The 25,127-nt window shown below is 23.3% G+C and carries 21 protein-coding genes; 14 read left to right on the top strand and 7 right to left on the bottom strand.

The window, feature by feature from the left end; genetic code table 11:
• Positions 1–23 precede the first annotated feature (23 nt).
• Positions 24–461 carry an SRPBCC family protein gene (locus ABNS14_RS02075; RefSeq protein WP_348666056.1) on the top strand — a complete coding sequence of 146 codons (438 nt, stop codon included), beginning with the start codon at positions 24–26 and terminating at the stop codon, positions 459–461.
• 335 nt (positions 462–796) lie between these two features.
• Here ABNS14_RS02075 and bamE read toward each other — a convergent pair whose 3' ends face one another.
• Positions 797–1,147: an outer membrane protein assembly factor BamE gene (gene bamE, locus ABNS14_RS02070; RefSeq protein ID WP_348666055.1), complete on the bottom strand. Its 351-nt coding sequence runs from the start codon at positions 1,145–1,147 to the stop codon at positions 797–799.
• A 555-nt stretch (positions 1,148–1,702) separates the two neighbouring features.
• Positions 1,703–2,614: an NAD(+) kinase gene (gene nadK, locus ABNS14_RS02065; RefSeq protein ID WP_348666054.1), complete on the bottom strand. Its 912-nt coding sequence runs from the start codon at positions 2,612–2,614 to the stop codon at positions 1,703–1,705.
• A gap of 106 nt (positions 2,615–2,720) precedes the next feature.
• Between nadK and grpE the strand changes: the two genes are divergently transcribed.
• Positions 2,721–3,323, top strand: coding sequence for a nucleotide exchange factor GrpE (gene grpE / locus ABNS14_RS02060; RefSeq protein WP_348666053.1), 603 nt, complete (start codon positions 2,721–2,723; stop codon positions 3,321–3,323).
• An 82-nt stretch (positions 3,324–3,405) separates the two neighbouring features.
• On the opposite strand, the gene ung is transcribed toward grpE, so the two are convergent.
• Positions 3,406–4,077 (bottom strand): uracil-DNA glycosylase, encoded by a 672-nt coding sequence (ung, locus tag ABNS14_RS02055; RefSeq protein ID WP_348666052.1) that lies wholly within the window; start codon positions 4,075–4,077, stop codon positions 3,406–3,408.
• Between the two features lie 1,327 nt (positions 4,078–5,404).
• Between ung and lepA the strand changes: the two genes are divergently transcribed.
• From lepA to acpS, 7 genes are all read left to right on the top strand, one after another.
• Positions 5,405–7,207, top strand: a complete 1,803-nt coding sequence (gene lepA / locus ABNS14_RS02050; protein WP_348666660.1) for a translation elongation factor 4 — start codon at positions 5,405–5,407, stop codon at positions 7,205–7,207.
• Positions 7,208–7,243: 36 nt separating this feature from the next.
• Positions 7,244–8,215, top strand: a complete 972-nt coding sequence (gene lepB / locus ABNS14_RS02045; RefSeq protein WP_348666051.1) for a signal peptidase I — start codon at positions 7,244–7,246, stop codon at positions 8,213–8,215.
• 207 nt (positions 8,216–8,422) lie between these two features.
• Entirely contained in the window at positions 8,423–9,127 is a 705-nt protein-coding gene (rnc, locus tag ABNS14_RS02040) for a ribonuclease III (protein ID WP_348666050.1), read from the top strand.
• Between the two features lie 10 nt (positions 9,128–9,137).
• Positions 9,138–9,350 (top strand): GTPase, encoded by a 213-nt coding sequence (locus tag ABNS14_RS02035; protein ID WP_348666049.1) that lies wholly within the window; start codon positions 9,138–9,140, stop codon positions 9,348–9,350.
• Between the two features lie 47 nt (positions 9,351–9,397).
• Positions 9,398–9,985 (top strand): GTPase Era, encoded by a 588-nt coding sequence (gene era, locus ABNS14_RS02030; protein ID WP_348666047.1) that lies wholly within the window; start codon positions 9,398–9,400, stop codon positions 9,983–9,985.
• Positions 9,986–10,300: 315 nt separating this feature from the next.
• A complete protein-coding gene (pdxJ, locus tag ABNS14_RS02025; protein WP_348666046.1) occupies positions 10,301–11,032 on the top strand; it encodes a pyridoxine 5'-phosphate synthase in 732 nt (243 codons plus the stop codon).
• Positions 11,033–11,413, top strand: a complete 381-nt coding sequence (acpS, locus tag ABNS14_RS02020) for a holo-ACP synthase (protein ID WP_348666044.1) — start codon at positions 11,033–11,035, stop codon at positions 11,411–11,413.
• On the opposite strand, the gene ABNS14_RS02015 is transcribed toward acpS, so the two are convergent.
• Complete coding sequence (locus tag ABNS14_RS02015) at positions 11,410–11,676, bottom strand: YfhL family 4Fe-4S dicluster ferredoxin (RefSeq protein ID WP_348666043.1); 267 nt, start codon at positions 11,674–11,676, stop codon at positions 11,410–11,412. The two genes, acpS and ABNS14_RS02015, sit on opposite strands and share 4 nt — an antisense overlap.
• Before the next feature lie 466 nt (positions 11,677–12,142).
• Here ABNS14_RS02015 and tadA point away from each other — a divergent pair, with 466 nt between their 5' ends.
• The 3 genes from tadA (at position 12,143) to glyA (ending at position 16,820) form a co-directional block, all read left to right on the top strand.
• Positions 12,143–12,652, top strand: coding sequence for a tRNA adenosine(34) deaminase TadA (tadA, locus tag ABNS14_RS02010; protein ID WP_348666042.1), 510 nt, complete (start codon positions 12,143–12,145; stop codon positions 12,650–12,652).
• A 1,096-nt stretch (positions 12,653–13,748) separates the two neighbouring features.
• Positions 13,749–15,371 (top strand): NAD+ synthase, encoded by a 1,623-nt coding sequence (locus tag ABNS14_RS02005; RefSeq protein ID WP_348666040.1) that lies wholly within the window; start codon positions 13,749–13,751, stop codon positions 15,369–15,371.
• Between the two features lie 195 nt (positions 15,372–15,566).
• Positions 15,567–16,820, top strand: coding sequence for a serine hydroxymethyltransferase (glyA, locus tag ABNS14_RS02000; protein WP_348666038.1), 1,254 nt, complete (start codon positions 15,567–15,569; stop codon positions 16,818–16,820).
• A gap of 262 nt (positions 16,821–17,082) precedes the next feature.
• On the opposite strand, the gene suhB is transcribed toward glyA, so the two are convergent.
• Positions 17,083–17,886 (bottom strand): inositol-1-monophosphatase, encoded by an 804-nt coding sequence (gene suhB / locus ABNS14_RS01995; protein ID WP_348666035.1) that lies wholly within the window; start codon positions 17,884–17,886, stop codon positions 17,083–17,085.
• A 495-nt stretch (positions 17,887–18,381) separates the two neighbouring features.
• Between suhB and ABNS14_RS01990 the strand changes: the two genes are divergently transcribed.
• On the top strand, positions 18,382–19,554 hold the full coding sequence (locus ABNS14_RS01990) for an IscS subfamily cysteine desulfurase (protein WP_348666033.1): 1,173 nt from the start codon (positions 18,382–18,384) through the stop codon (positions 19,552–19,554).
• Between the two features lie 43 nt (positions 19,555–19,597).
• Here ABNS14_RS01990 and sppA read toward each other — a convergent pair whose 3' ends face one another.
• Both sppA and xthA read right to left on the bottom strand, forming a co-directional pair.
• Entirely contained in the window at positions 19,598–21,472 is a 1,875-nt protein-coding gene (gene sppA / locus ABNS14_RS01985) for a signal peptide peptidase SppA (RefSeq protein ID WP_348666031.1), read from the bottom strand.
• Positions 21,473–21,615: 143 nt separating this feature from the next.
• A complete protein-coding gene (xthA, locus tag ABNS14_RS01980; protein WP_348666029.1) occupies positions 21,616–22,422 on the bottom strand; it encodes an exodeoxyribonuclease III in 807 nt (268 codons plus the stop codon).
• Positions 22,423–24,064: 1,642 nt separating this feature from the next.
• Here xthA and galU point away from each other — a divergent pair.
• Positions 24,065–24,976, top strand: coding sequence for a UTP--glucose-1-phosphate uridylyltransferase GalU (gene galU, locus ABNS14_RS01975; protein ID WP_348666027.1), 912 nt, complete (start codon positions 24,065–24,067; stop codon positions 24,974–24,976).
• Positions 24,977–25,127: the final 151 nt, after the last annotated feature.

The raw sequence follows: 25,127 nt of genomic DNA, 5'->3' as shown, positions 1-25,127 counted from the left end.
TTTTTGATTAGGTAATAATCTTAATGTCAAAGATTACTCGTTCTTTTTTCATGTCTCATAGTGCAAAAAAAATTTTTCATTTGGTAAATGATGTGAATTCATATTCATTGTTTTTACCTTATTGTACAAATAGTCAAATATTGAATTATAAGAAAAATGAAATGATAGCAGCTATTGATATTTCTCAATATAATTTTTCTAAAACTTTTGTTACTCATAATACATTTGAAGAGTATCAAAGTATTCACATGAAATTGATAAAAGGTCCATTGCATCAATTAATAGGTCATTGGTTTTTTAGATCTTTAAATAAAAATTCTTGTAAGATTGAATTTTATCTAGAAGTTGAATTTATCAATCAATTTTTAGAAATATTTTTTGCAAAAGTTTTACATGAAGTTGCAGAAAAAATTCTTATAGCTTTTTCTAGACGTGCTGATGAGATCTATTGTAATTTATGAAATAAATATTAAAATTTTTGTAATTTATAAATCATTAACCATATTTGTTTAATTAATAATTTTAATATGATAAAAATATTTTTTATTGAAAAATATTCATTTTTGTATTAATAAAATCAGTAATTTAAAAAAGAAATATTATGTATTGAATTATATAGTGTTTTTTATTTAATGATTATTAATATAGTGTTTTTTATTTAATGATTATTAAGTGATAAAGTGTTAAAGAAATAAAAATTTTTAATAAATTAAGAATTAAAAATAAATATTAAGCAGATGTTATTATTACAAATATTATAAATCAAAATATTTATTTTTTCTATAAATTTTTAGATTTATGTTACAATTTTTTTTCTTTTGTTATTTTTCTGATACATTTTAATTAAAACAGATTTTTCATTAAAAGTAAGTATTAATGTTTTTTGTTGTGCTTTTTGATGACTATTTTTTTGATATAAAATGTAATACCATATTTGTGCTCCAAATGGCTCTTTGAGCATTGGTGTTCCTAATATGTATATTATTTGTTCTTTAGTCATTCCTAATTTTATTTTTGAAAGATCTTTTATAGTAAAATAATTACCTTGATTAATATCAGGATGATAAATAAAATTTTCGATAATAGAACAGCCTGTTATTAAAAAAATAGTACAAATTGTTAAGATCTGAATTAATATTTTATACATAAAAAAATATATTGTTTTGATAAAAAACATATTATATCATAACTTAAATAATAGAAATAAAATATTTTATATTTATATTATGAACTATATGTTTATTTATATTTTGCAGAAATAAATAAAAGTCGTAGCATTTTTTTGAAATAATTTTATATAACAAAATGCGTATTTTTTTTGTATTAAAAATATAAGAATTTAATTGTTAAGAGTAATATTTATGTAAATATTCTTCATTTCTTATTGTAACTTTCTTATTGTAAGTTTCTTATTGTAACTTGTTGGTATTTTGGAATTAAGTAATTTTTAAAATTTTATTTATATACTTACAATATTTCTTATTTTTATAAAAAATATTTGTATTAAAATCGTCAATGTTACATGATGATCAATAAACTAATATTTTTTATTAATATTAATATTGTCAATTATGTTTAAATAGCAATATAACAAATTATAATATTTCAATATTATATGAATATATTTCTAATAATTTTATAAAATATAATTTTATATATATTAAATTATATTTAAATTACATTTTTTTAATTTTTTTATGTATTAAAAATAAAAATATTTTTTTGACCAACCAAGTTTAGAACTTAATACATTAAAATAATTATAATTTTTAGGATGAATTAGATGAAGCTTTTTTTTGCTTTTTTTGATTAAAACTTCATCATTATCATTTTCTATAGGTAAAATAATTTGGCTATCACAACTCATTTTGTAGTTAATGTTCTTTTTTCTAAATTTTAATTTAATAATACTATCGCTGCTAATAACTAGTGGGCGTGATGAAAGTGTATGAGGAAACATAGGTACTAAAGCAATTGCATCAAGGTTAGGAGTTAATATAGGTCCACCAGCTGAAAGAGAATAAGCAGTAGATCCTGTAGGGGTAGTAATAATCAGTCCATCTGAACGTTGAGAGAAAGCAAAGTGATCATCAATATAAACATCAAAATCAATCATATGAGCAACTTTACCAGGATGTAAAATTACTTCGTTAATTGCATTGCTCATTATAGATTTATCATTTTTTTTCTTAATAACATGTGTTTCTAATAAAAAACGTTTTTCTTCATAAAAATTACCTGCCAATACTTCTGTGAGTTGTTCTTTAGCATTTTCAGGTCCTAAATCAGCTAAAAAACCAAGATTACCTCTATTAATACCAATAACTTTATTTTCATAATATGATAAAATACGTGCAGCACCTAACATATTACCGTCACCACCAACAACAATGATTAAATCTGCTTTTTTTCCTATTTCTTCTAAAGTGCCTGTAATAACTTTTTTAAAGTTAAGTTTTTGTGCAATTTTATTTTCAAGTAAAACTGTATATTTTTTTTCTTTCAACCAATGATATAATTGTTTATGTGTTATTAATGCTTCAGAATAACGAGGATATCCTATAATACCAATATATTTAAATAATCTGTTTTTTTGTTCTATTTTAGTCAGCATATTTTTTCTTCTTATAAGTTGATGTTCTTTTCTCTTGAATACACAAGTTTTATCCCCATAATAGTCTAATAATCTAGATTATTGCTAAATAAATATGGAGATGCTCATGAGTAGTGAAGATCAAAAAATACATAATGAAGAAACTTCTCAAGAAACAGAATTTAAAAAAATAGAAAAAAATGAGAAGGAAAAAAATATTATTGATACAGAAGAAGAAATAAAATCTATGGAAGAAGTTTTGATTGATTCTCGTATTAATGAATTAGAACAACAATTATCTGAATTACAAAAACGTGAACGTGAAGTTTTATTAAGAGCTAAAGCAGAAGTTGAAAATATTCGTCGACGTACCGAACAAGATATTGAAAAAGCACATAAGTTTGCTTTAGAAAGTTTCGCTCATGAATTATTACCTGTTATTGATAATTTAGAAAGGGCAATTGAAGTTGTTGATAGAGAAAATTCTGCATCTATGAAAATGCTTGAAGGTCTTGAATTAACATTAAAATCTTTTTTAAACACTATTAATAAGTATGGTGTTACAGTAGTAGTAGAAAATAATGTTCCTTTTAATCCAGAAGTGCATCAAGCAATGACTGTTGTTCATTCTGAAAAGCATGAACCCAATCAAGTAATTGATGTTATGCAAAAAGGATATACATTAAATGGACGTTTATTACGTCCAGCTATGGTTATTGTTTCAAAATAAATAAAATAAAAACGTATTAGATAAAATATGCCTCACCCCAGTTTTTATGGGTGTGTGGCATTAAAGCTTATAAAATTATAAATTATAATGATGTCCAATTAATAACTGTCAATCCTTTTTTTATTAAAATTTCATTAGTTTTAGAAAAATGTTTACAACCAAAAAAACCTTTATAAGCAGATAGTGGTGAAGGATGAGGTGCTTGCAGTAAAAAGTGTTTTTTAGTATTAATGAACTGACTTTTTTTTTGTGCATGGGACCCCCATAATAGAAAAATTACACCAATACAGTATTGATTGATTGCCATAATTATTTTATTGGTAAATTTCTCCCAACCAAGATGAAAATGTGAATGTGCTTTGCCCGATTCAACAGTTAAAACTGTATTTAATAATAATACCCCTTGTTGTGCCCAATTAATTAGGCAACCATGATTTGGATATTTAAAATTAGGAATATCTGTTTTTAATTCTTTATATATATTAAATAAAGAAGGTGGTATTTTAATATTTTTAGGAACAGAAAAAGCAAATCCATGAGCTTGATTAGGTCCATGGTAAGGATCTTGTCCTAAAATAACAACTTTTATTTTGCTGAGTTTAGTATAATAAAAAGCATTAAAAATATCTTTGTTTGGAGGGTAAATTATTTTTCCTATTTTTCTTGCTATGGTGAGATATTTGAAAATTTTACAAAAATAATCTTCTTGTTTTTCTTTATTAATAATATCAACCCATGTTGGTATATAGCACATAATAACTCCTATTATTTTTTTTAATATCATTTTTGTTTTTTCTTTTAATTACATAAAATAAGATTATTATTCAATAATATTGATTATTGTGTCCATAAAGTTGTAAATAATATACATTAAGATAAAAAATATTTTTGATAACAAGTATATCAAAAGATAGTTTTAATATTTTATTAAAATTAAAGTAATATATATAACATATCTATATTATGTAATATTTTTTATATTTTCAAGAAATGTATATTTACTTTTAATGAATATATAAAAATTTAATAATCAAAAATTTTAATGTTATTAAAATAAAATCATACGATGAAAAATCGTTAAATGATTAATTTATTTATTGCTATCATAAATAGCAGACAATTTTTTTATTCAGTAATCTTATGCAAAGTAAAGAAATTAGAAAAAATAATTTTTTATTTGTGGTATTTTTACAAAAATATCTATTGATTTTTATCAAAAAGTATTTTAAAAAATATTCTATAAATTTTTATATTTTAAAAATATCTTCAAATATCAATATCTTAATTTTTTGATTATTATAATATAAGCTAAAAAATGCATTTATAAAATGTTTTATAGAAATATTTACATTATAATTAATGAATTTTGTCAATAAAAGTATATTTATTTTTTATTAAAATTTTATAAAAAATATTTGATTTCTGTTAAATTAAAAATTTTTAGTATTAAGAATTTTTTGTATTATTAAATTTACAGGAAAATATTGATATATAATTTACGATAGTTGTTTTTAAGATTTTTTATAAAAAAATAACACTTTTGAAGTGAAGTAATTTTTTTTATATTTTTTATAATTATTGAAACAATATATCTTTTAAAATTAATAATATTTTTTAGAAAAATATGAATTATATAATAAATTTGCTATTTTGATATTTTTTTTGTTAATATTTTTTTAATAAAAAATTAATCTTATATTTTTTTTATTAATATAATTTAATAAGGTTCATAAATATTAATAATACAATAATTAATCAAATATCTATTTTAGATGAATATGTCGTATATTATATTAATAAAGAATTGTTATCAATATATAGTTGTTTTATTTTTTTATTAATATGATAGTTAATATGTTTTTTTTATTAAATGAAAACTTAATTTTTAGAAAAATAAAAAATGTGTTTCTAAAAATAAAAAATAAAAAAATAAGTCAAAAAAGATAAATAAGTTTTGTATATGCAAAGATAATATAAATAAAATGATTTTTCGTAAATACAGATTTAATAAATACAGATTTAAAAATATAATACCAAAGATAATCTTATCAAGAATTTAAGACGAAAAAATAACATTGAACATTAAACGTATAAGAAATTTTTCTATAATAGCTCATATTGATCATGGTAAATCAACTTTATCAGATCGTATTATTCAAATTTGCGGTGGTTTGTCTGAACGTGAAATGGAAACACAAGTACTAGATTCTATGGATTTAGAACGTGAAAGAGGTATAACTATAAAAGCTCAAAGTGTTACTCTAAATTATAAAAATACTGATGGTGAAATTTATAAATTAAATTTTATTGATACACCTGGTCATGTAGACTTTTCTTATGAAGTATCTCGTTCATTAGCTGCTTGTGAAGGAGCACTACTTGTTGTTGATGCTAGTCAAGGAGTAGAAGCACAAACTTTGGCTAATTGTTATACTGCGATTGATATGAATTTAGCAGTTATCCCTGTTCTTAATAAGATAGATTTACCTGTTGCAGAACCAGATCGTGTAGCTAAAGAAATTGAAAATATTATTGGCATTAATGCTAAAAAAGTAGTTCGTTGTTCAGCAAAAACAGGCATAGGGATAGAAGATGTTATTCAATGTCTTATAAAGCAAATACCAGCACCTGATGGTGATTTTAAAAAACCCTTACAAGCATTAATTATTGATTCATGGTTTGATAATTATTTAGGGGTTGTTTCTTTAGTACGTATAAAAAATGGAATGATTACTAAAGGTGATAAAATTAAAATCATGAGTTCAAATAAAGTTCATTATATTAATCGATTAGGTGTGTTTACACCAAAACGAATAGATTGTCAAAAATTATATTGTGGCGAAGTAGGTTGGTTAAGTTATTCTGTTAAAGATATTCATGGCCCAGCTGTTGGAGATACTTTAACAGGTGCTTATGATTTAGCAGAAAAAGCTTTACCTGGATTTACAAGAGTAAAACCACAAGTTTATGCAGGATTATTTACAATAAATTCTGATTCTTATGAATCGTTTCGTGATGCATTAGCTAAATTAAGTTTGAATGATTCTTCTTTATTTTATGAACCAGAAACTTCAGCAAGATTAGGGTATGGATTTCGATGTGGGTTTTTAGGTTTATTACATATGGAAATTATTCAAGAACGTTTAGAACGAGAATATAATTTAAATCTTATTACAACTGTTCCTACAGTACTTTATGAAGTTGAATTAAAAAATAAAAAAATTATTTATATTGATAATCCTGCTAAATTACCATTATTAAGTCATATACATGAATTACGTGAACCAATTGCTTTATGTAATATATTAATTCCTAAAGAATATCTTGGTAATGTTATTAAGTTATGCATAGAAAAACGCGGTATTCAAATTAATATGTTTTATTATGGTAATCAAGTGAAATTAATTTATGAAATTCCTATGAGTGAAGTTATTTTGGATTTTTTTGATCGATTAAAGTCTATTTCACGTGGATATGCTTCATTAGATTATAATTTTAGACGTTTTCAAGTAGCTAACATGATAAGTTTAGACATATTAATTAATAATGAAAAAATTGATGATTTAACATTGATTGTTCACCGTATAAATGCCGATTATTGTGCTCGTCAATTAATAAAAAAAATAAAAGATTTAATTCCACGTCAACAATTTGATGTTGTTATTCAGGCTGCAGTTGGTAAACATATTATTACACGTTCAACAGTAAAACCATTACGTAAAAATGTATTATCTAGATGTTATGGTGGTGATGTTAGTCGCAAAAAAAAATTATTAGAAAAACAAAAAATAGGAAAAAAAAGGATGAAAAAAATAGGTAATATTGAATTACCCAAAGAAGTTTTTCTAGCTATTTTAAATGTAGGTAAAAAAAATACCCGCTGATTTAATCAAGTAAAAGTATAGAAGAGGAGAGTTTTAATGGCCAATACTTTTTCTTTAATATTGACATTTGCAACTTTAATTACAGGTATTATTTGGATTATTAATCGTTTTAAATTAGTAATTTTTTTTCAAAAAAAAAATATTAAGAAAATAAATACGTTTGAAAAAGCATTAGAACAAAATTGTTTAATAAAAAATAGTAATCAAATATTATGGATTAATAGTTTTTCATCTCTTTTTCCAATATTAGCAATCGTATTAATCATTCGAACATTGATTTATGAGCCATTTCAAATTCCATCAGGATCAATGATGCCTACTTTATTAGTTGGTGATTTTATTTTAACAGAAAAATTTGCATATGGATTAAAAGATCCTATTACACAAACCACTTTTTTAAAAGTCGGGAAACCTAAACGTGGTGATATTGCTGTTTTTAAATACCCTAAAGATTCTAGTATAAATTTCATTAAACGTGTTATTGGTTTGCCTGGTGATAAAATTATTTATGACCCTGTAACGAAAGAATTAACTATATATCCTAATTGTTTAAGTGTAATTTGTAGAAAAAAAATACCCATTATTTATTCTTCATTTGAAAAAAGTGAATGGGTTTTATTTTTTGATATTCATTCTTCCATGGTATCAACTCAGGTTGGAAGTTATCAGATTCCAATAATTGAATCAGTTCCGTATAATGCATTACGTCAATTTAAAAGAAAAGAGATATTAGATGGCATTAATTATGATTTACTTTTTATTCCACAAATATATGTTAATTCAAATTATAAACAATTTGGATTACCAGATAATCAATGGATTGTACCCCCATACCATTATTTCATGATGGGAGATAATCGTGATAATAGTGCAGATAGTCGTATGTGGGGATTTGTACCAGAGGAGAATTTTATTGGACGTGCTTTTTTTATTTGGTTGAGTTTTGATAAACATGAAAATAAATGGCCTACTGGATTACGTTTAAATCGTATTGGTATAATTAAATAATAAAAATAAAAAGAATAAAAGTAATGATTAATGCTAAATTGATTAATGTAAGAATAAATGTAAAATATATTACTATAATTAAAAATTATGATTTCAAAATTTTTATAAATAAAAATTTATAAAACATGATTTTTTATAAAACTTAAATTTGTTAATTTTTAATCTGTATTTTATATAATTTATGATAATAAAAAAAATTGGTAGTACATGAATTCTTTTTTAATTGAATGGTCGAATAAACAAGAAATTAAAGAGTTACAATATAAACTTGGATATTTTTTTAAAGAAATAAAATTGTTAAAACAAGCGTTAACTCATCGTAGTGCAAGCAGTAATCATAACGAAAGATTAGAATTTTTAGGTGATTCAATCTTAAGTCTTGTTATTGCTAATAATCTTTATCATCGTTTTCCTAAAGTAGATGAAGGTGATATGAGTCGTATGAGAGCAACATTAGTTAGAGGTAATACATTAACTGAGCTCGCACGAGAATTCCATTTAGGAAAATATTTATGTTTAGGTCCCGGTGAATTTAAAAGTGGTGGTTTTCGTAGAGAATCAATTTTAGCAGATACTATTGAAGCTTTGATTGGTAGTATTTTTTTAGATAGCAACATTCAAGAAACTGAAAAAATTATTTTAGAATGGTATAATAGTAGATTACTAACGATTAATCCTGGTGATAAGCAAAAAGATTACAAAACAAGGTTACAAGAATATTTGCAGGGAAGGCATTTACCTTTACCAAATTATTTTGTTGTTAAAATTTGTGGTGAAGCACACGAACAAGAATTCACAATTCATTGTCAAGTTTGTAAAATAAATAGACCTGTAGCAGGAACGGGGTCTAGTCGTAGAAAAGCAGAACAAGCAGCAGCAGAGCAGGCTTTAAAAATATTAGAATTTGGATAAAAAGATGAATATGCAAAAAAAAACTCATTGTGGATTTGTAGGAATTATAGGGCGTACAAATGTCGGTAAATCAACATTATTAAATCAATTATTAGGAAAAAAAATTTCTATTACTTCCAATAAACCCCAAACAACTCGTGATTGTATTATGGGAATTAAAACAGAAGATAATTATCAATCTGTTTATATTGATACTCCAGGAGTAGATATAAAAAAAAAATAAATTTTAATCAAAAAATGAATAAAATATCCATTAATTTGATATCGGAGATGAAATTAATTATTTTTGTGGTTGAAGGCATATTTTGGACAAAAAATGAAATAGCTATAATTAATAATTTAATTAATTTTAATTCTACTGTAGTATTAGTAATTAATAAAATTGATAATTTAATAAACAAAAAAAAATTATTACCTCATATTAAATTCTTAAGTAAGCAAATGAATTTTTTAGATATTGTACCAATTAGTGCAAAAAATGGTGTAGGTGTAAATATTATAAGTGATATTATTTCTCGACATATCCCAGTAGCATCATATTATTTTCCTAGAAATTATATTACTAACTGTTCAAAACGTTTTATGGCTTCTGAAATTATTCGTGAAAAAGTTATGCGTTTTTTAGGTGATGAACTACCTTATTCTGTTGAAATTAAAATTGATGAATTTCTTATCAATAAACGTTTCGGTTATAATATTAATGGAGTGATTTTTGTTAAAAAAACTGGTCAAAAAAAAATAGTGATTGGTTACAAAGGTAATAAAATAAAAAAAATTGGAATTGCAGCCAGAATCAGTATGGAGCATTACTTTTCGACTAAAATTAATCTTGTACTTTTTGTTAAAGTTAGTAAGTAGATAGATCGATTTTGATGTTTTTTATAAAATTTAAAGTATAAAAATTATCTTTATTTTAATTATCGTTTACATTATAAACAGTTATTTTTTTATTTTATATGTGTATTTTAAGCATAAAAATATTTTTTGTACTTCTCATTTATTAAGATTTTTTATCAAAAATCCTTTTTTGCTAAATTATTTCATAAATTTTTGAATTATATTTTTGATAATTGTTAAAAAATGAACTAATGTATTTTCATTGAATCTTTTTAAAAAAAAGATTATAATTTTATAACTTTTTGAATTGGAAATCTTAAAGATAATAGGAATTATATGTCAGATTTATTATTAGGTGTTAATATTGATCATGTTGCAACAATACGGAATGCAAGAAAAACAAAATATCCTGATCCAGTTTATGCTGCATTTCTTGCTGAACAAGCTGGTGCAAATGGAATTACTGTACATTTGCGTCAAGATCGTCGCCATATTACTGAGCGTGATATTAAATTGCTTGCTCAAACATTGCAAACAAAAATGAATATAGAAATAGCAACTAATGATAAAATTATTGATTTTATTTGTGAAATACAACCTGAATTTTGTTGTTTAGTACCAGAAAAAATCGAAGAGATGACCACAGAAGGTGGTCTAGATGTTATAAAAGAAAAAACACAAGTTACAAAAAGTGTAGAAAAATTAACTAAAGCAGGGATTATTGTTTCTGTCTTTATTGAACCAGAAATAACGCAAATTGATGCTGTAGCAGAAATCGGTGCACCTTTTATAGAAATAAATACCGGTGTATATGCTGAAGCTAAAACAGAGTTAAAAATAGTAAAAGAACTTGAACGTATTAAATTTGCAATAAATTATGCTAATGATAAAAAACTTAAAGTAAATGCAGGTCATGGATTAACTTATGAAAATGTTAAGCGTATTGCAAAATTGAAAGGAATATATGAATTAAATATTGGTCATGCAATTATTTCAAAAGCAATTTTTAGCGGTATAGAAATCGCTATTGCTGATATGAAAAAAATTTTTCATGAGTCTTGTTATTAAATGGCTATTATTGGGTTAGGTGCTGATCTTGTTGAAATTGTACGTATTGAAAATATTATAAAACGTTCAAAAGACCGTTTAGCAAAACGTATACTTTCGTATCAAGAAAAAGAAGAATATAAATATCATTCTAATCCCATCTATTTTTTAGCAAAACGTTTTGCTGCTAAAGAAGCTGCATTGAAAGCTTTTGGAACAGGGATTAGAAATGGTTTAATGTTTAATAATTTTGAAATTATTAATGATCAATTAGGTAAACCCAATATAAATTTATTAAAACAGGCAAAAGTAGTTGCTAAAAAAATTGGTGTGCGTAAGATTCATGTATCTTTATCTGATGAAAAAAAATATGCTTATGCTATTGTCATTATAGAAAATTAAGGATTATCAATATTTTTTAATTTTAAAAAAATAAATTTATCCCATAGTTCTTTTTTATTTTCAATGTTATTTGGATCTTTTATAATAGTGTTCTTGATTGGGCAAACAGATTGGCAAGTTGGTTGGTCATAATGCCCGATACACTCAGTACAAAGTTTAGGATTAATTTTGTAAAATTCTTTTCCTATCGAAATTGCTTTGTTCGGGCATTCTGGTTCGCACATATCACAATTTATACAACTATTTTTAATTAATAATGACATTTTTGATCTTTTGTTGAAAATGACTCAGTAGTTAATTTTAAAAACTTTAGTTAATTTTAAAAACTTTTTTATTAAAACATTAAATTTAATTAATAATTAAATTTAATGTTTTAAAATTTTTTGTTTTATGTTTAAATATGTATTTTTTTTATATTAATATATTCATATACATGAATATATTAATATATTATAGATTATAATATGTTTTTATTATAATGGTCAATTTAATTATTTTTGTAGTTATAAATATTATGTTAATTTATACTCTTATTTTTTTTATAAATTAAATCAAGTTGTTTTTTTTAAAAAAAAGTTTTTTACAGTATATATTATAAATTATTATAATTTTTGTTTTTTTTATTATCGAAGAATAATGATAGTAAGCAAAAAATTAGATTTTATTAAGTTATATAAATATTACAAATAATCACGTTAATCACTTTAATCATTTCAAAGAGTTTTATGTGTGAACTATGCTAAAAAAGATCTTTATTGGATGCAGAAAAATATTTTACTTGCAAAATATGCTCAAACAAAAGGTGAGATTCCTGTAAGTGCATTATTGATATATAATAATAAATTGATTGCAAAAGATTGGAATCAACCTATATTAAACCATGATCCTAGCGCACATGCTGAAATTTTAGTTTTACGGGCAGGAGGTAAATATTTTAAAAATTATCGATTACTTCATACAACACTTTATGTGACATTAGAACCTTGTATTATGTGTGCAGGAGCCATGATTCATGCACGTATTAGTCGTTTGGTCTATGGTGCATATAATCCAAAAACAGGAGCTGCAGGATCAGTTATAAATATTTTTGATTCTCCTGATATAAAACAACATCGTATTTTAGTATCTGGAGGAATTTTAGCTGATGAATGTTCAAGTATATTGCGTTGTTTTTTCAAAAAGAGTCGAATAAACAAAATATCCAAAAGTTGTTTTTATTCACAAATTGATCTTAATTAATTTGTTAATGTTTATTAAAATTTTTATTAGAAAAAATATAATAAAAGTATATAAAAATTTTTAAAATATAAAAAAGTATAAAAGTATTTTTATGTACTATGATATTTTATTATTTTTTTAATTTTTTATATAATAAATTTTGATTGAAAATAATACTAGGTATTAATAATCTGCCAGTAATATGTTTTATATATTAGAAATATCATTTTTTAAAATAAAAGTATTTAATAAATATGCATTTATTTTAAAAATAGCACTAATATTGTTTTTTAAAAACATATAATTTTTATTTTTAATATTTTTTTACTATAATATTTTTTTACTATTATGCATAGTATGTAATTTATAAATAATTAAATATATTATTTTTTAATTTTTTATGGAATTAAAAAGATTTTCAAGATAAGAATTTTTTAAATTTTTTATAAATCATATTTTTTAAATGAGTGTTTTTATAAAAACTACAGTAATTTTACTCAATGCAGTTTAGTTTATAAACTAAAAAAATATTTTTTATATTTTATGATGTTATTAATCATAGATTTCAAAAAAAATATTTTTTTTATACAAATAAATATATAATTTTTAAACATTAAATGCAAATAAATATATTTAATTAAGATATAAATGATAACAAGTATTTTTGATTGTTAAAAATTAGAATATTTTCATCAATTAATCAATAAAATATTCTATATAATTATTAATAAATAATAACCTTACTAGGTTTTTTATATAAGGTTATTTATTGATAATTTATAAAAATATTTTTTAAGCATGATTAAATTTAAACCTATATTAAAAAGAAAGGTATTAGTTAATTATTAAAATGATTTTTATATGACTTTTTTTTAAAAAAAGTTATTTTTCTTATACATAAATAATGTATTAAATTGTTTTTTCTATTATATAAATCTATTTTTAATGTTAAATAGAAATTATCATAAAAATCTTAAAAATAGTATTTATCTAATATTACTGAATCATCATAAAAAATATCATAATTTTTTTTATAAAATTAATAATATTTATAATATTAATAATATTATTACAATTTTTTAAAAATGATTACATTTGTTTGTGGAGAATGAATTTTATGAATAGAATTCTAAATATTGCATTAGCTCAACTAAATTGGGTAGTAGGTGATATTGAAGGTAATTGTGAACGTATGTTAAACGAAACTAGAATTCAACATAAAAATGGTGCTCATCTTATTTTGTTTTCTGAATTAGCTTTAACTGGATATCCCCCAAAAGATTTATTGTTTCGTCAAGATTTTCATCGACGTTGTGTTGAACAACTTTATCGACTTAAAAAGGCTAGTCAAGATATCGCAATTGTTGTTGGTCACCCATTTAAAAAAAATAAAAAATGTTATAACGCACTGTCCTTTTTGTGGAAAGGGAAAAAAGTAGCACATTATTTTAAGCAGAAATTGCCTAATTATGGTGTTTTTGATGAAAAACGTTATTTTCATGCAGGTAATAAAACATGTGTATTATCTTTTAGAAATTATAATTTGGGTTTTTTAATTTGTGAGGATGTTTGGTTTAATGAACCTGTTAATGCTATTAAAGAAAGCAATGCTGATATACTGATTATTATCAATGCTTCTCCTTATCATCGTAAAAAATCTCATATTCGTTTAAAATTATTAAAGTATCACTCTAAAAGAATTCATTTACCTATTATTTATTTAAATCAAGTTGGAGGTCAAGACGAACTTATATTTGATGGTGGATCTAAAATATTTAATAATAAAGGTAAAATAACTCATTATTTAAAATTGTTTTCCGAAGAAATAATACAGTGTACATTTAATAATACTGAACCTTTACCGATAAGCAATTTCAAGAAAAATTTGTCTTCTATTGCACAAGTTTATGAAGCTTTAGTAATGTCAACTCGTGATTATATCAAAAAAAATAGATTTCCTGGTGTTATTTTAGGTTTGTCTGGTGGAATTGATTCTGCTTTAACTTTAACTATTGCAGTAGACGCTTTAGGAAAAGATAAAATTCAAACTATCATGATGCCTTTTAAGTATACCAGTCAATTAAGTATGTTTTATGCTAAAGAACAGGTAGATTTATTAAATGTTAAATTTTCTATTGTTTCTATTGAACCTATGTATAATGCTTTTATATGTGCTTTATTACCATTATTTAAAAATATTTGTTTAGATAAAACAGAAGAAAATTTACAGGCACGTTGTCGTGCTATTATATTGATGGCTATATCAAATAAAAATGGATATTTAGTATTAAATACAACAAATAAAAGTGAATTTGCTGTAGGTTATACTACAATGTATGGTGATATGTCTGGGGGGTTTTCTGTTCTTAATGATGTATCAAAAACATTAGTATTTAAATTAGCAAAATATCGTAACACTATTTCATTAGCTATCCCGGAAGGCGTTATAAAACGAAATCCTTCTGCTGAATTAACGATAAATCAGTGTGATCAAGACAGTTTACCTCCTTATGAGATATTAGATCCAATACTTAAGGGATATATTGAAAAAGATAAATCAATTAATGAATTAGTTATGAATGGTTTTGATGAAAAGACAGTGCGTAAAATTATTAAATTAGTAGATACTAATGAATTTAAAAGACGTCAAGCACCAATAGGTCCACGTATTACTATAAAAAATTTTAATAATGATAGACGTTATCCTATTACTTCTGGTTTTGGTCGAAAAAATTGGTAATAATAAAAATTATAAGATAAGAAATAATATTGTTATTTATATCTTTAAATTATATTTTATCAAAAATAAGATATTATACGATATATTATCTTTAATGATTTATTTTATAAATATAAGCATAATATAAAAAAAATTACATATTTTCTAAAATAAAAAATATATATATTTTTTATAAATATAAAATAGGAAACATTAATGTTAAAGTATGATACATATATTGCAGATTATGACAAAGAATTGTGGTTTGCAATGAAAAATGAAATTAAACGTCAGGAAGATCATATTGAATTAATTGCTTCAGAAAATTATACTAGTTCAATAATTATGCAAGCTCAAGGTTCTCAACTTACCAATAAATATGCAGAAGGGTATCCAGGTAAGCGTTATTATTCAGGTTGTGAATATGTTGATATTATTGAGGAACTTGCTATAAATCGTGCAAAAAAATTATTTGGTGCTGATTTTGCTAATGTTCAACCACATTCAGGTTCACAAGCTAATATTGCTGTTTATATGGCTTTATTAAAACCAGGAGATACAATATTAGGGATGAATTTACTGCATGGTGGACATTTAACACACGGTTCAGCAGTTAATTTTTCTGGAAAAATATATAACATTGTTTCTTATGGTCTTGATGAAAGTGGTACAATTGATTATGAAAATATTATGAAAAAAGGATATAAATATAAACCTAAAATGATTATTGGTGGTTTTTCTGCTTATTCAGGTATAGTAAATTGGGAAAAAATGCGTCAAATTGCAGATGTTATAGGAGCTTATTTATTAGTTGATATGGCGCATGTTGCTGGTTTGGTTGCTGCAGGTCTTTATCCTAATCCAGTTCCACATGCACATGTTGTTACAACTACTACGCACAAAACATTAGCTGGACCGCGTGGCGGGTTAATTTTAGCGAAAGGTAATAACGAAGAATTTTATAAAAAAATTAATTCTGCTGTATTTCCTGGTACTCAAGGAGGACCTTTAATGCATATTATAGCAGGAAAAGCTATTGCATTTAAAGAAGCAATGAAACCTGAATTTAAGACTTATCAACAGCAAATTATCAAAAATTCTAAAATAATGGTAAAAATTTTTATTGATCGTGGTTATACTATTGTCTCTGGTGGCACTGAAAATCATTTATTTTTATTAAATTTGGTAAATAAAAAACTTACTGGTGAAATAGTAGCTACTAAATTAGCTTCTGCGAACATTATTGTAAACAAAAATTCTATACCAAATGATCCTAATAACTCATTTATTACTTCAGGAATTCGAATTGGCACACCAGCTATTACTCGTCGTGGTTTTAAAGAAAAAGAATCAGCTATATTAACAATTTGGATATGTGATATATTAGATAATATTGATGATATATTTTTAATTCATAAGGTAAAAAAACAAGTATTAAAACTTTGTAAAAGTTTTCCTGTATATATGTAATTAATTTTTAAAGTTATGTTGTTTTTAAAACATCTATTAAAAAATTAATTTTAATAAAGATTACTGTTTGATTGATACTAAAATTAGTTATCATGTAGTATAGAAAAAATAATATTTCTTTAAAAATACAAAAATAACACAATTCAAGAAATAAAAAATATTATATAATATATTTTTAATATTTAAACATTTTCATATGAATATGAAAATTAAAAATAGTATTTTTATCTATATTAATATTCTTTATTTATAATATTATTTTTTAATTTCTTAATGTATCGGTTAATTCATTTTTTATTTCTGCTAAGGTCTTTTTTATGATACGAGGACTACCAGCTAAAATATTACCTGATTTTAAATAATTATATCCACCGACAAAATTAGTTATGATCCCACCTGCTTCATGAATTAATAATTCTCCAGCCATAAAATCCAAATTGTGTAAACCAATTTTTAAAAAAATATCTATACGATCAGTAGCTACATAAGCTAGATCTAAAGCAATTGAACCTGTATGACGAAGATGAGCACACTTGTTAAATAATTTATGAATAATATTAATATAAGCTTCTAAATTTTTCTTATCTTGAAATGGAAATTCACTCGCAATAATTGCTCCTTCTAATCTATTAGTATTTTTCATACGAAGCCGATAACCATTTAATTGTGCTCCTTGTCCACGTACAGCTGTAAAAAGCTCATTAAGCATAGGATTATAAATTACAGATATTTCTGTGCGAACTTTAATAAATACAGCAATAGAGATAGAAAAATGAGGTAAACGTTTACTAAAATTTATAATTCCATTTAATGGATTAATTAACCAATGAATAGATTTTTTTTTGGTAATTGTTTGTTGATTTTCTGCAGTAATAATAATATGAGTAGGATAAAATTTATGAATTGTTTCAATAATGATTTTTTCTGCATGTTTATTAACATGGAATATAAAATCATTTTTTTTATTGTGTTTTATTTCCATAGGAACAGTTTTTTCATAGCTTTTGCTAATAAAATTACCTGCTTGTCGAGCAGCTTTTATAGCAATATTTAGTATGGGATGCATAACTTATTTCCAGTAGAATATTTTAAACTAATTATCATATGAAATTTTCATATAATATAAATTAATAAGATTAATTACTATTTTTAAAATTAGCATAATTTTTTTTTAAATAAATGATTATGATATTTTGATATGATGATAAAATATTTTTTATATAAATACGAATATTTAGATATTAATAATTTTTATTTTTTTACATTTATTTTAAAATGTTTTAAATTTTTAAAATTATTTTGTTAAAAATTTTGAAAATTAGATAATTTATTTTGTATAAATTATAACAAAATATATTCTAAAATATATTATATTTCGATTTTTTTGAAACTTAATTTTAGGAAGATACTATGTATTTAATAAATATACCATTTATTTAGCATTGAAATAAAAAAATTATCATTCTTAATTTTAAATTATTTTTTAGAAAATAAATTACATGAATTCAGATGAATAAAATCTAAAAATATTAAAATATTTTTAGATAAAAATAGTAAATTTATGAAATTACCAATTTATTTAGATTATGCAGCAACAACACCTGTTGATTTACGTGTTGCCAAGAAAATGATGAAATGTATCACTATAGATGGCAATTTTGGAAACCCATCTTCACGTTCACATATTTTTGGATGGAGAGCTGAAGAGGCAGTAGATATTGCTCGTAATCAGATTGCTGACTTAATAAATGCAGATCCCCGTGAAATTATTTTTACATCAGGTGCAACAGAATCAAATAATTTAGCTTTAAAAGGTATTACTGCTTTTTTTGATAAAAGAAATAAGCATATAATTACAATTAAAACAGAACATAAAGCTATTCTAGATACTTGTAAACAACTTGAGCGTGAAGGCGTTTTAGTCACTTACCTTGCACCGAAAAGTAATGGTTTAATTGATTTAAATGAATTAGAAAGCGCTATAACTAATCACACAATTTTAGTTTCTGTAATGCATGTAAATAATGAAATCGGAATTATTCAAGATATTACTTCTATTGGTAATCTTTGTACTGATAGAGATATCATATTTCATGTTGATGCAACTCAATCTATAGGTAAATTACCAATTAATTTAAAAATATTGAAAGTAGATTTGATGTCCTTTTCAGCACATAAATTATATGGTCCAATGGGAATTGGTGCACTGTATGTGCGTCGTCAATCAAATTTTCAAATCTCAGCGCAACAACATGGTGGAGGTCACGAACAAGGTATGCGTTCAGGAACATTACCAGTTCATCAAATAGTGGGAATGGGGGAAGCTTATAAGATTGCTCAGGAAGAAATGGTAACAGAAAATATAAGATTAAGTCAATTAAGAAAACGTTTATGGAGTGGTATTAAAAATATTCACGAAATATATTTAAATGGTGATTTTAAAAATGGGGCTCCTCATATTTTAAATGTTAGTTTTGATCATATTAATGGTAAATCTTTGATATTAGAACTGGAAGATTTAGCTGTTTCATCAGGTTCAGCATGTACCTCAGGTAATCTTGAACCGTCATATGTGTTAAAAGCATTAGGAATAGATGATAATTTAGCATATAGTGCAATTCGTTTTTCTTTTGGACGTTTTACTACTGAAGAAGAAATTGATTATGCAATTTTATTAATTCATGATGTAATTAATAAATTACGTGACCAATTTTTAACGAATAATTTTGTATAAATTATCAATTTTTAAAGAACTGTGATTCATTGATTATATGATCTTATTTTATATATATAGGACAATTTACACAAAATGCATAATGATTTTTTGGATCATTCATATTTTTATACATTTGAATTTGTTGGTTGAGATTATTAGCAGTTTTATTAGATATAAATGATTGTAATATTTTTTTTGTTATGATTTGAGCACTTAAAGTAAAATCTAGTAGTAGTTCATCAATAAAAGAATATTCAGGTTGCATCCAATCAAGTACAGGAACTTTGATAGCACCTAATTCAACTGCTTTTTCAATCGCATCATCAAAATCACCAAGTTTATCAATTAAACCTTTTTTAAAGGCATCTGAACCTATCCATATTCGACCTTGAGCAATTTTTTCTATTTCTTCCAGTTTTTTGTTACGTGCATTAGCAACGTATTGTATGAAAGTACGATAACTGTTTTCAATTGTTAATTGCATCATATCGAAAAAATCTTGATTGATACCTTTTGTAATAGAAATATCTGCTAATGATGTATTAGATATTCCATCAGTATAGATACCAATGGTATTTAAAGTTTTTTCAAATGTATGGATGAGTCCAAAAATACCAATTGATCCTGTTAAAGTTGTTGGACTAGCAATAATATAATTAGCTGGTGTAGAAATCCAATAACCACCTGATGCTGCCATACCACCCATAGAAACAATAATTACTTTATTATTTATATCATGTGCAGCTAATAATTCATTACGAATAGTTTCTGCAGCAGTAACACTGCCACCGGGACTATTAATACGCAAAATAATTGCTTTTATGTTTGTATTAAGTCTTGCTTTGCGTATTTTTTCTACTATGCTTTCACTACCAATGATACCAGGTTCTTCTTTTCCATTAATAATTGTCCCATTAGCAATTATTACTGCTATATTGCTAATTGTTTTATCAGACTTATTGAGATTATTTTTTGCTTTAATTTGTGGTGTTATATGAGCATAGTCGTATATACTAATATAATTATAATGTTGTTGTTTGTTATTCCAACCAAATATTTTTATTAATTCTTGTTCTATTACTGCATCAGTAAAAATATGGTCTATTAGATTTTTTTTAATAGCATGTTGTGCAACATTACCATTAACACTTTTTATTTCTTTTATGAAATTTTGTGTATCAGAAAAAATATTTTTTGGATTTGTTTTTCTATTTTGAGCAATTGTTGATAAATAATTTTGCCATATTGCATTAATCCATACTGTATCAGCTTCACGTGTTTCAGGAGACATATTATTACGAAGAAATGGTTCTACTGCTGATTTATAATTTCCCACACGAAAAATATGTGTATTAATTTTTAGTTTGTCAAGGAGTGATTTATAATATAGTTTGTTTGTTGAATATCCAAAAATCTCAACGTTACCTTGTTGTGACATATATATATTATTAGCAAAACTTGCTAAATAATATTGTAATTGATTATAAGTATTCCCGATAGCATAAATTGGTTTACCAGATGCTTTAAATTCAGTTAATGCTTTTCCTATATATTGTAAAGCAGGTTGGTCTGCATTAATTAAGTTATCCAATTGCAAAACAATTCCAGTAATCTTATTATCATAAATTGCATGACGAATAATATTTACAATATTAAATAATGAATTTTCATATATTTTGTGATTTGATTTTCTCAATAATTTTTGAGTAATTCTATCAATAGGATTAGGGATGGAAATTTGGTCTACTATAATTCCTTTTAGATTGATAAGTAAAGCACCATTATATTGATTATTATATATATTGTCTTTTTTATAAGAAAAATAAGTACTTATTGCAATAAAAATGAATACAAGACAAATAAAACTATTGATAAATTTTCTAATAAAATTTATCAATTGCCAAATAAGTTTGAAAAACGTGCATATAAAATTCATTATTATGGAATTCCATTATTTCAAATGCTAGTATAAAATTATATAATCAAGATATTTGTATGATGTATAAGTTAGCAACTATTCTAGATAAGTCATTTTTAAAAAAATGATATCAGAAAATAATATTGAAAGCTTTATGTTTATTAAAATTGAAATTTTGCCCAAATAGGAGCATGATCCGAAGGTTTTTTCATACTTTTAATTTCATAGTCAATACCTGTATCAATACAATAATTAAATAATAATTTTGATGCTAGGATTAAGTCAACTCGTAAACCCCGATTTTTTTCAAAACCTTTTGAACGATAATCAAACCAAGAAAATTGATTTATAGCATCTGGGTTTTTTTTACGATAAGTATCTATTAAACCTAAAGATTTTAATTTTTCTATCCAAAGACGTTCTTCTGGTAAGAAAGAACATTTTCCTCTATTTAACCAACGTTTTTTGTTTATTTCGCCAATACCAATATCGTTATCTGTTGGACTAATATTCATATCTCCCATAAGAATGATGTGAGATTTGGATATAATATAATTCTTTAAGTAAATATATAAATCTTGATAAAATTTTTTTTTTGCAAGAAATTTTATTGGATGATTACGACATTCACCTTGGGGAAAATAACCATTTATGACAGTAATTACTCCTTTTTCTGTTTTTATATCTGCCATAATAATACGACGTTGAGCATTATTGTCTTCGTTTGGAAAACCTTTTCGAATGGTTATGGGTTTTTTTTTAAAAAATAATGCCACACCATAATGTGCTTTTTGTCCATAATAGAAAACATAATAACCTAACTGATGTACTTGTTTTAAAGGAAACGCATTATCTTCTACTTTTGTTTCTTGTAAACCAATCACATCTGGTTGATGTTTTTTCACAATAGCTTCAAGTTGATGGACATGTGCTCTTAGGCTATTAATATTAAATGAAACAAATTTCATTAGGCTCCTATATTGATAAAAATCAAAAATTTATGTAAGATATTGTATCAGATTGATTTTATCAATGTAATTCATTAGATTTATAGAATCGTTAATAAAATAAATATTTTTTGATGATCATTAACAGAACAGTGTGCATCATATTTTACATAATAAATATTATTTTTATTTACAAAGAATTTTTAATTTTAAGTTATATTTAAAATATTTATATGCCATTTTATAAAAATCAGTTCAGATTTTTTATTAAAAACTATAACTTTTAGAAAATATTTCAAAAAATTTGTAGTAAGTTCATTTAAGGATTACATATTATTAAATGAATTTTATTTCAAGGATTTTTTTATCAAAAAATTCTTTTTTAAAAGATACGTGCTAAATATTTTATTTAAATTTTAAAAGAAAAAATATTTTTTTTGCAAAATAATTTGTTATTATTCTTAATAAGAACTTAAAATTCAGAATTTAAATTAATATGATAGTTATATTCTGTTGCTTATTTTTATAAGAGCAAAGATACTATATTTTTTAACAAAAAATATTTTATCAATGCGATTTTTAAAATCGCTTTTTTATATTATTTTTGTATTATAATATATAAAATATTATTTTTTATACTGATCATGAAATATTTTTTTTGTTGAATGATATTCAATCATATCATATATGTTATAAACATGGTACCAGGTTTATAAAAATTTTTTGTATAAATATTAAAAAATATTTTTTATTTTCTATCACTATATATAGATATTTTTGATATAAAATAATATCATTATAATATTTTTTATAAATTAAACTTTATTTTATTTTAGGGATACGATACTTTACATAAAAAAAAGTATTTGCAAATTTTTTATTTTAGCACTAATCTATTACTAGATTAGATTTATAATATAATTATCAAAATCTTTGGTTTGTAAGATATAAAAAACAAAATATATATTTAAATTATAGAATAATATAAAAATTATTTAATATTTCTTATAAAAACCTTATTCATACCAGATAGTATCTGATTCATTTTAAATAAAAAGTATTTTTTGTTTTAAAATTAGAAATTTAATTATTTTTTAAAAATCTCATTTCTATAAAAATGATATGAAACCTGCTATTTTTAACATATTTTTTATAAAAAATATGTTAAGATACCATAATTTTTTTTATATTTGATATTATTATTTTTATATAGTTTAAAATTTTATTATAAATAATTTAATAATTTAACTTTTAAAATAAAATTGACTATTTTTAAAAACTTTTTCAAATCACATTTAATATTTTATATAATATTTTACTTTTTATTAAAAGTATATTCTTTATCTATATTATAGATCTATATTATTATAACTATAACATCTGATTTATCAATATCAATATAATTGATATTGATAATATAAATTTAATAATACAATTATTATCTATTTAAAATATTTTTTTAGAAAAATCTTTATTTTTAAAGAAAAATCAAATAAATGCAAATAATCAATTTTTTATATAAATATTTATATTTTTTATCTTAAGAATGTTTTTATATTTTGTTAATTGTTTATTTTTTTATATTTACTGATATTTTATAAAAAGATTTTCAAATTTTTTAATCGTTTTGAGTATGTTTAATATCCAAAATTTGGAATAAAAAATGGAATTTAAAAAACAAAAAAAAAGAGTGCATAAAGTAGTTATCCCTGTTGCTGGTTTAGGCACTCGTATGTTGCCAGCAACTAAAGCTATTCCTAAAGAGATGTTGCCCTTAGCTGACAAACCCATGATTCAGTATGTAGTTAATGAATGTATATCTGCAGGTATAAACGAGATTATATTAGTTACTCATTCTTCAAAAAATTCTATAGAAAATCATTTTGATACAAGTTTTGAATTAGAAGCTATTTTAGAAAAACGAGTTAAACGACAATTATTAAATGATGTGCAGTCTATATGTCCTAATCATGTAACAATTATACAAACGAGACAGGGTATTGCAAAAGGGTTAGGACATGCAATCTTATGTGCAAAACCATTAGTAGGAGAAGAACCTTTTGCTGTAGTTTTACCTGATGTTATTATTAATGAATATTCAGCTAAGTTTACAAAGTGTAATTTAAGTACGATGTTAATGCGTTATTATGAAACGTCAGTTAGTCAAATTCTTGTCGAATCTGTTGCATTAAAAGAATCTATATCCAATTATGGTATTGTTGATTGTAATAATTATGAATTAAAACCAGGTGAAAGTAGAATTATTAAAGGTGTTATTGAAAAACCTTTAGTCAATGAAGCACCTTCAAATTTATCTATAGTTGGTCGTTATGTTTTTTCAGAAAAAATTTGGAATTTATTAGAAAAAACTAAAACTGGTCGTGGAGACGAAATTCAATTAACAGATGCAATTGATATGTTAATAGAACATGCACCAGTTGAGGCTTATCATTTACAGGGTAAAAGTTATGATTGTGGTAATAAATTAGGTTATATGAAAGCATTTGTCGAATATGGCATGCAACATGAATCATTAGGTAATGAATTTTCTGCATGGATAAAAAATATTTTTTGATCAATGTATTATTAATGATCAGTAAGAATAAATTTTATGATAAAATAAATATTTTATTTTACAAATAAATATTTGTTCAAGATAATTGTAATTATTAATAATGCTTTTTTTAAATCGTTTTTAAATTTTAGAAGTTATTTTAAAAATCTTA

Origin of the sequence: Arsenophonus symbiont of Ornithomya chloropus (assembly GCF_964026495.1) — a bacterium.
GTDB lineage: Bacteria > Pseudomonadota > Gammaproteobacteria > Enterobacterales > Enterobacteriaceae > Arsenophonus.
This window is presented reverse-complemented; position numbering and strand designations above follow the sequence as displayed.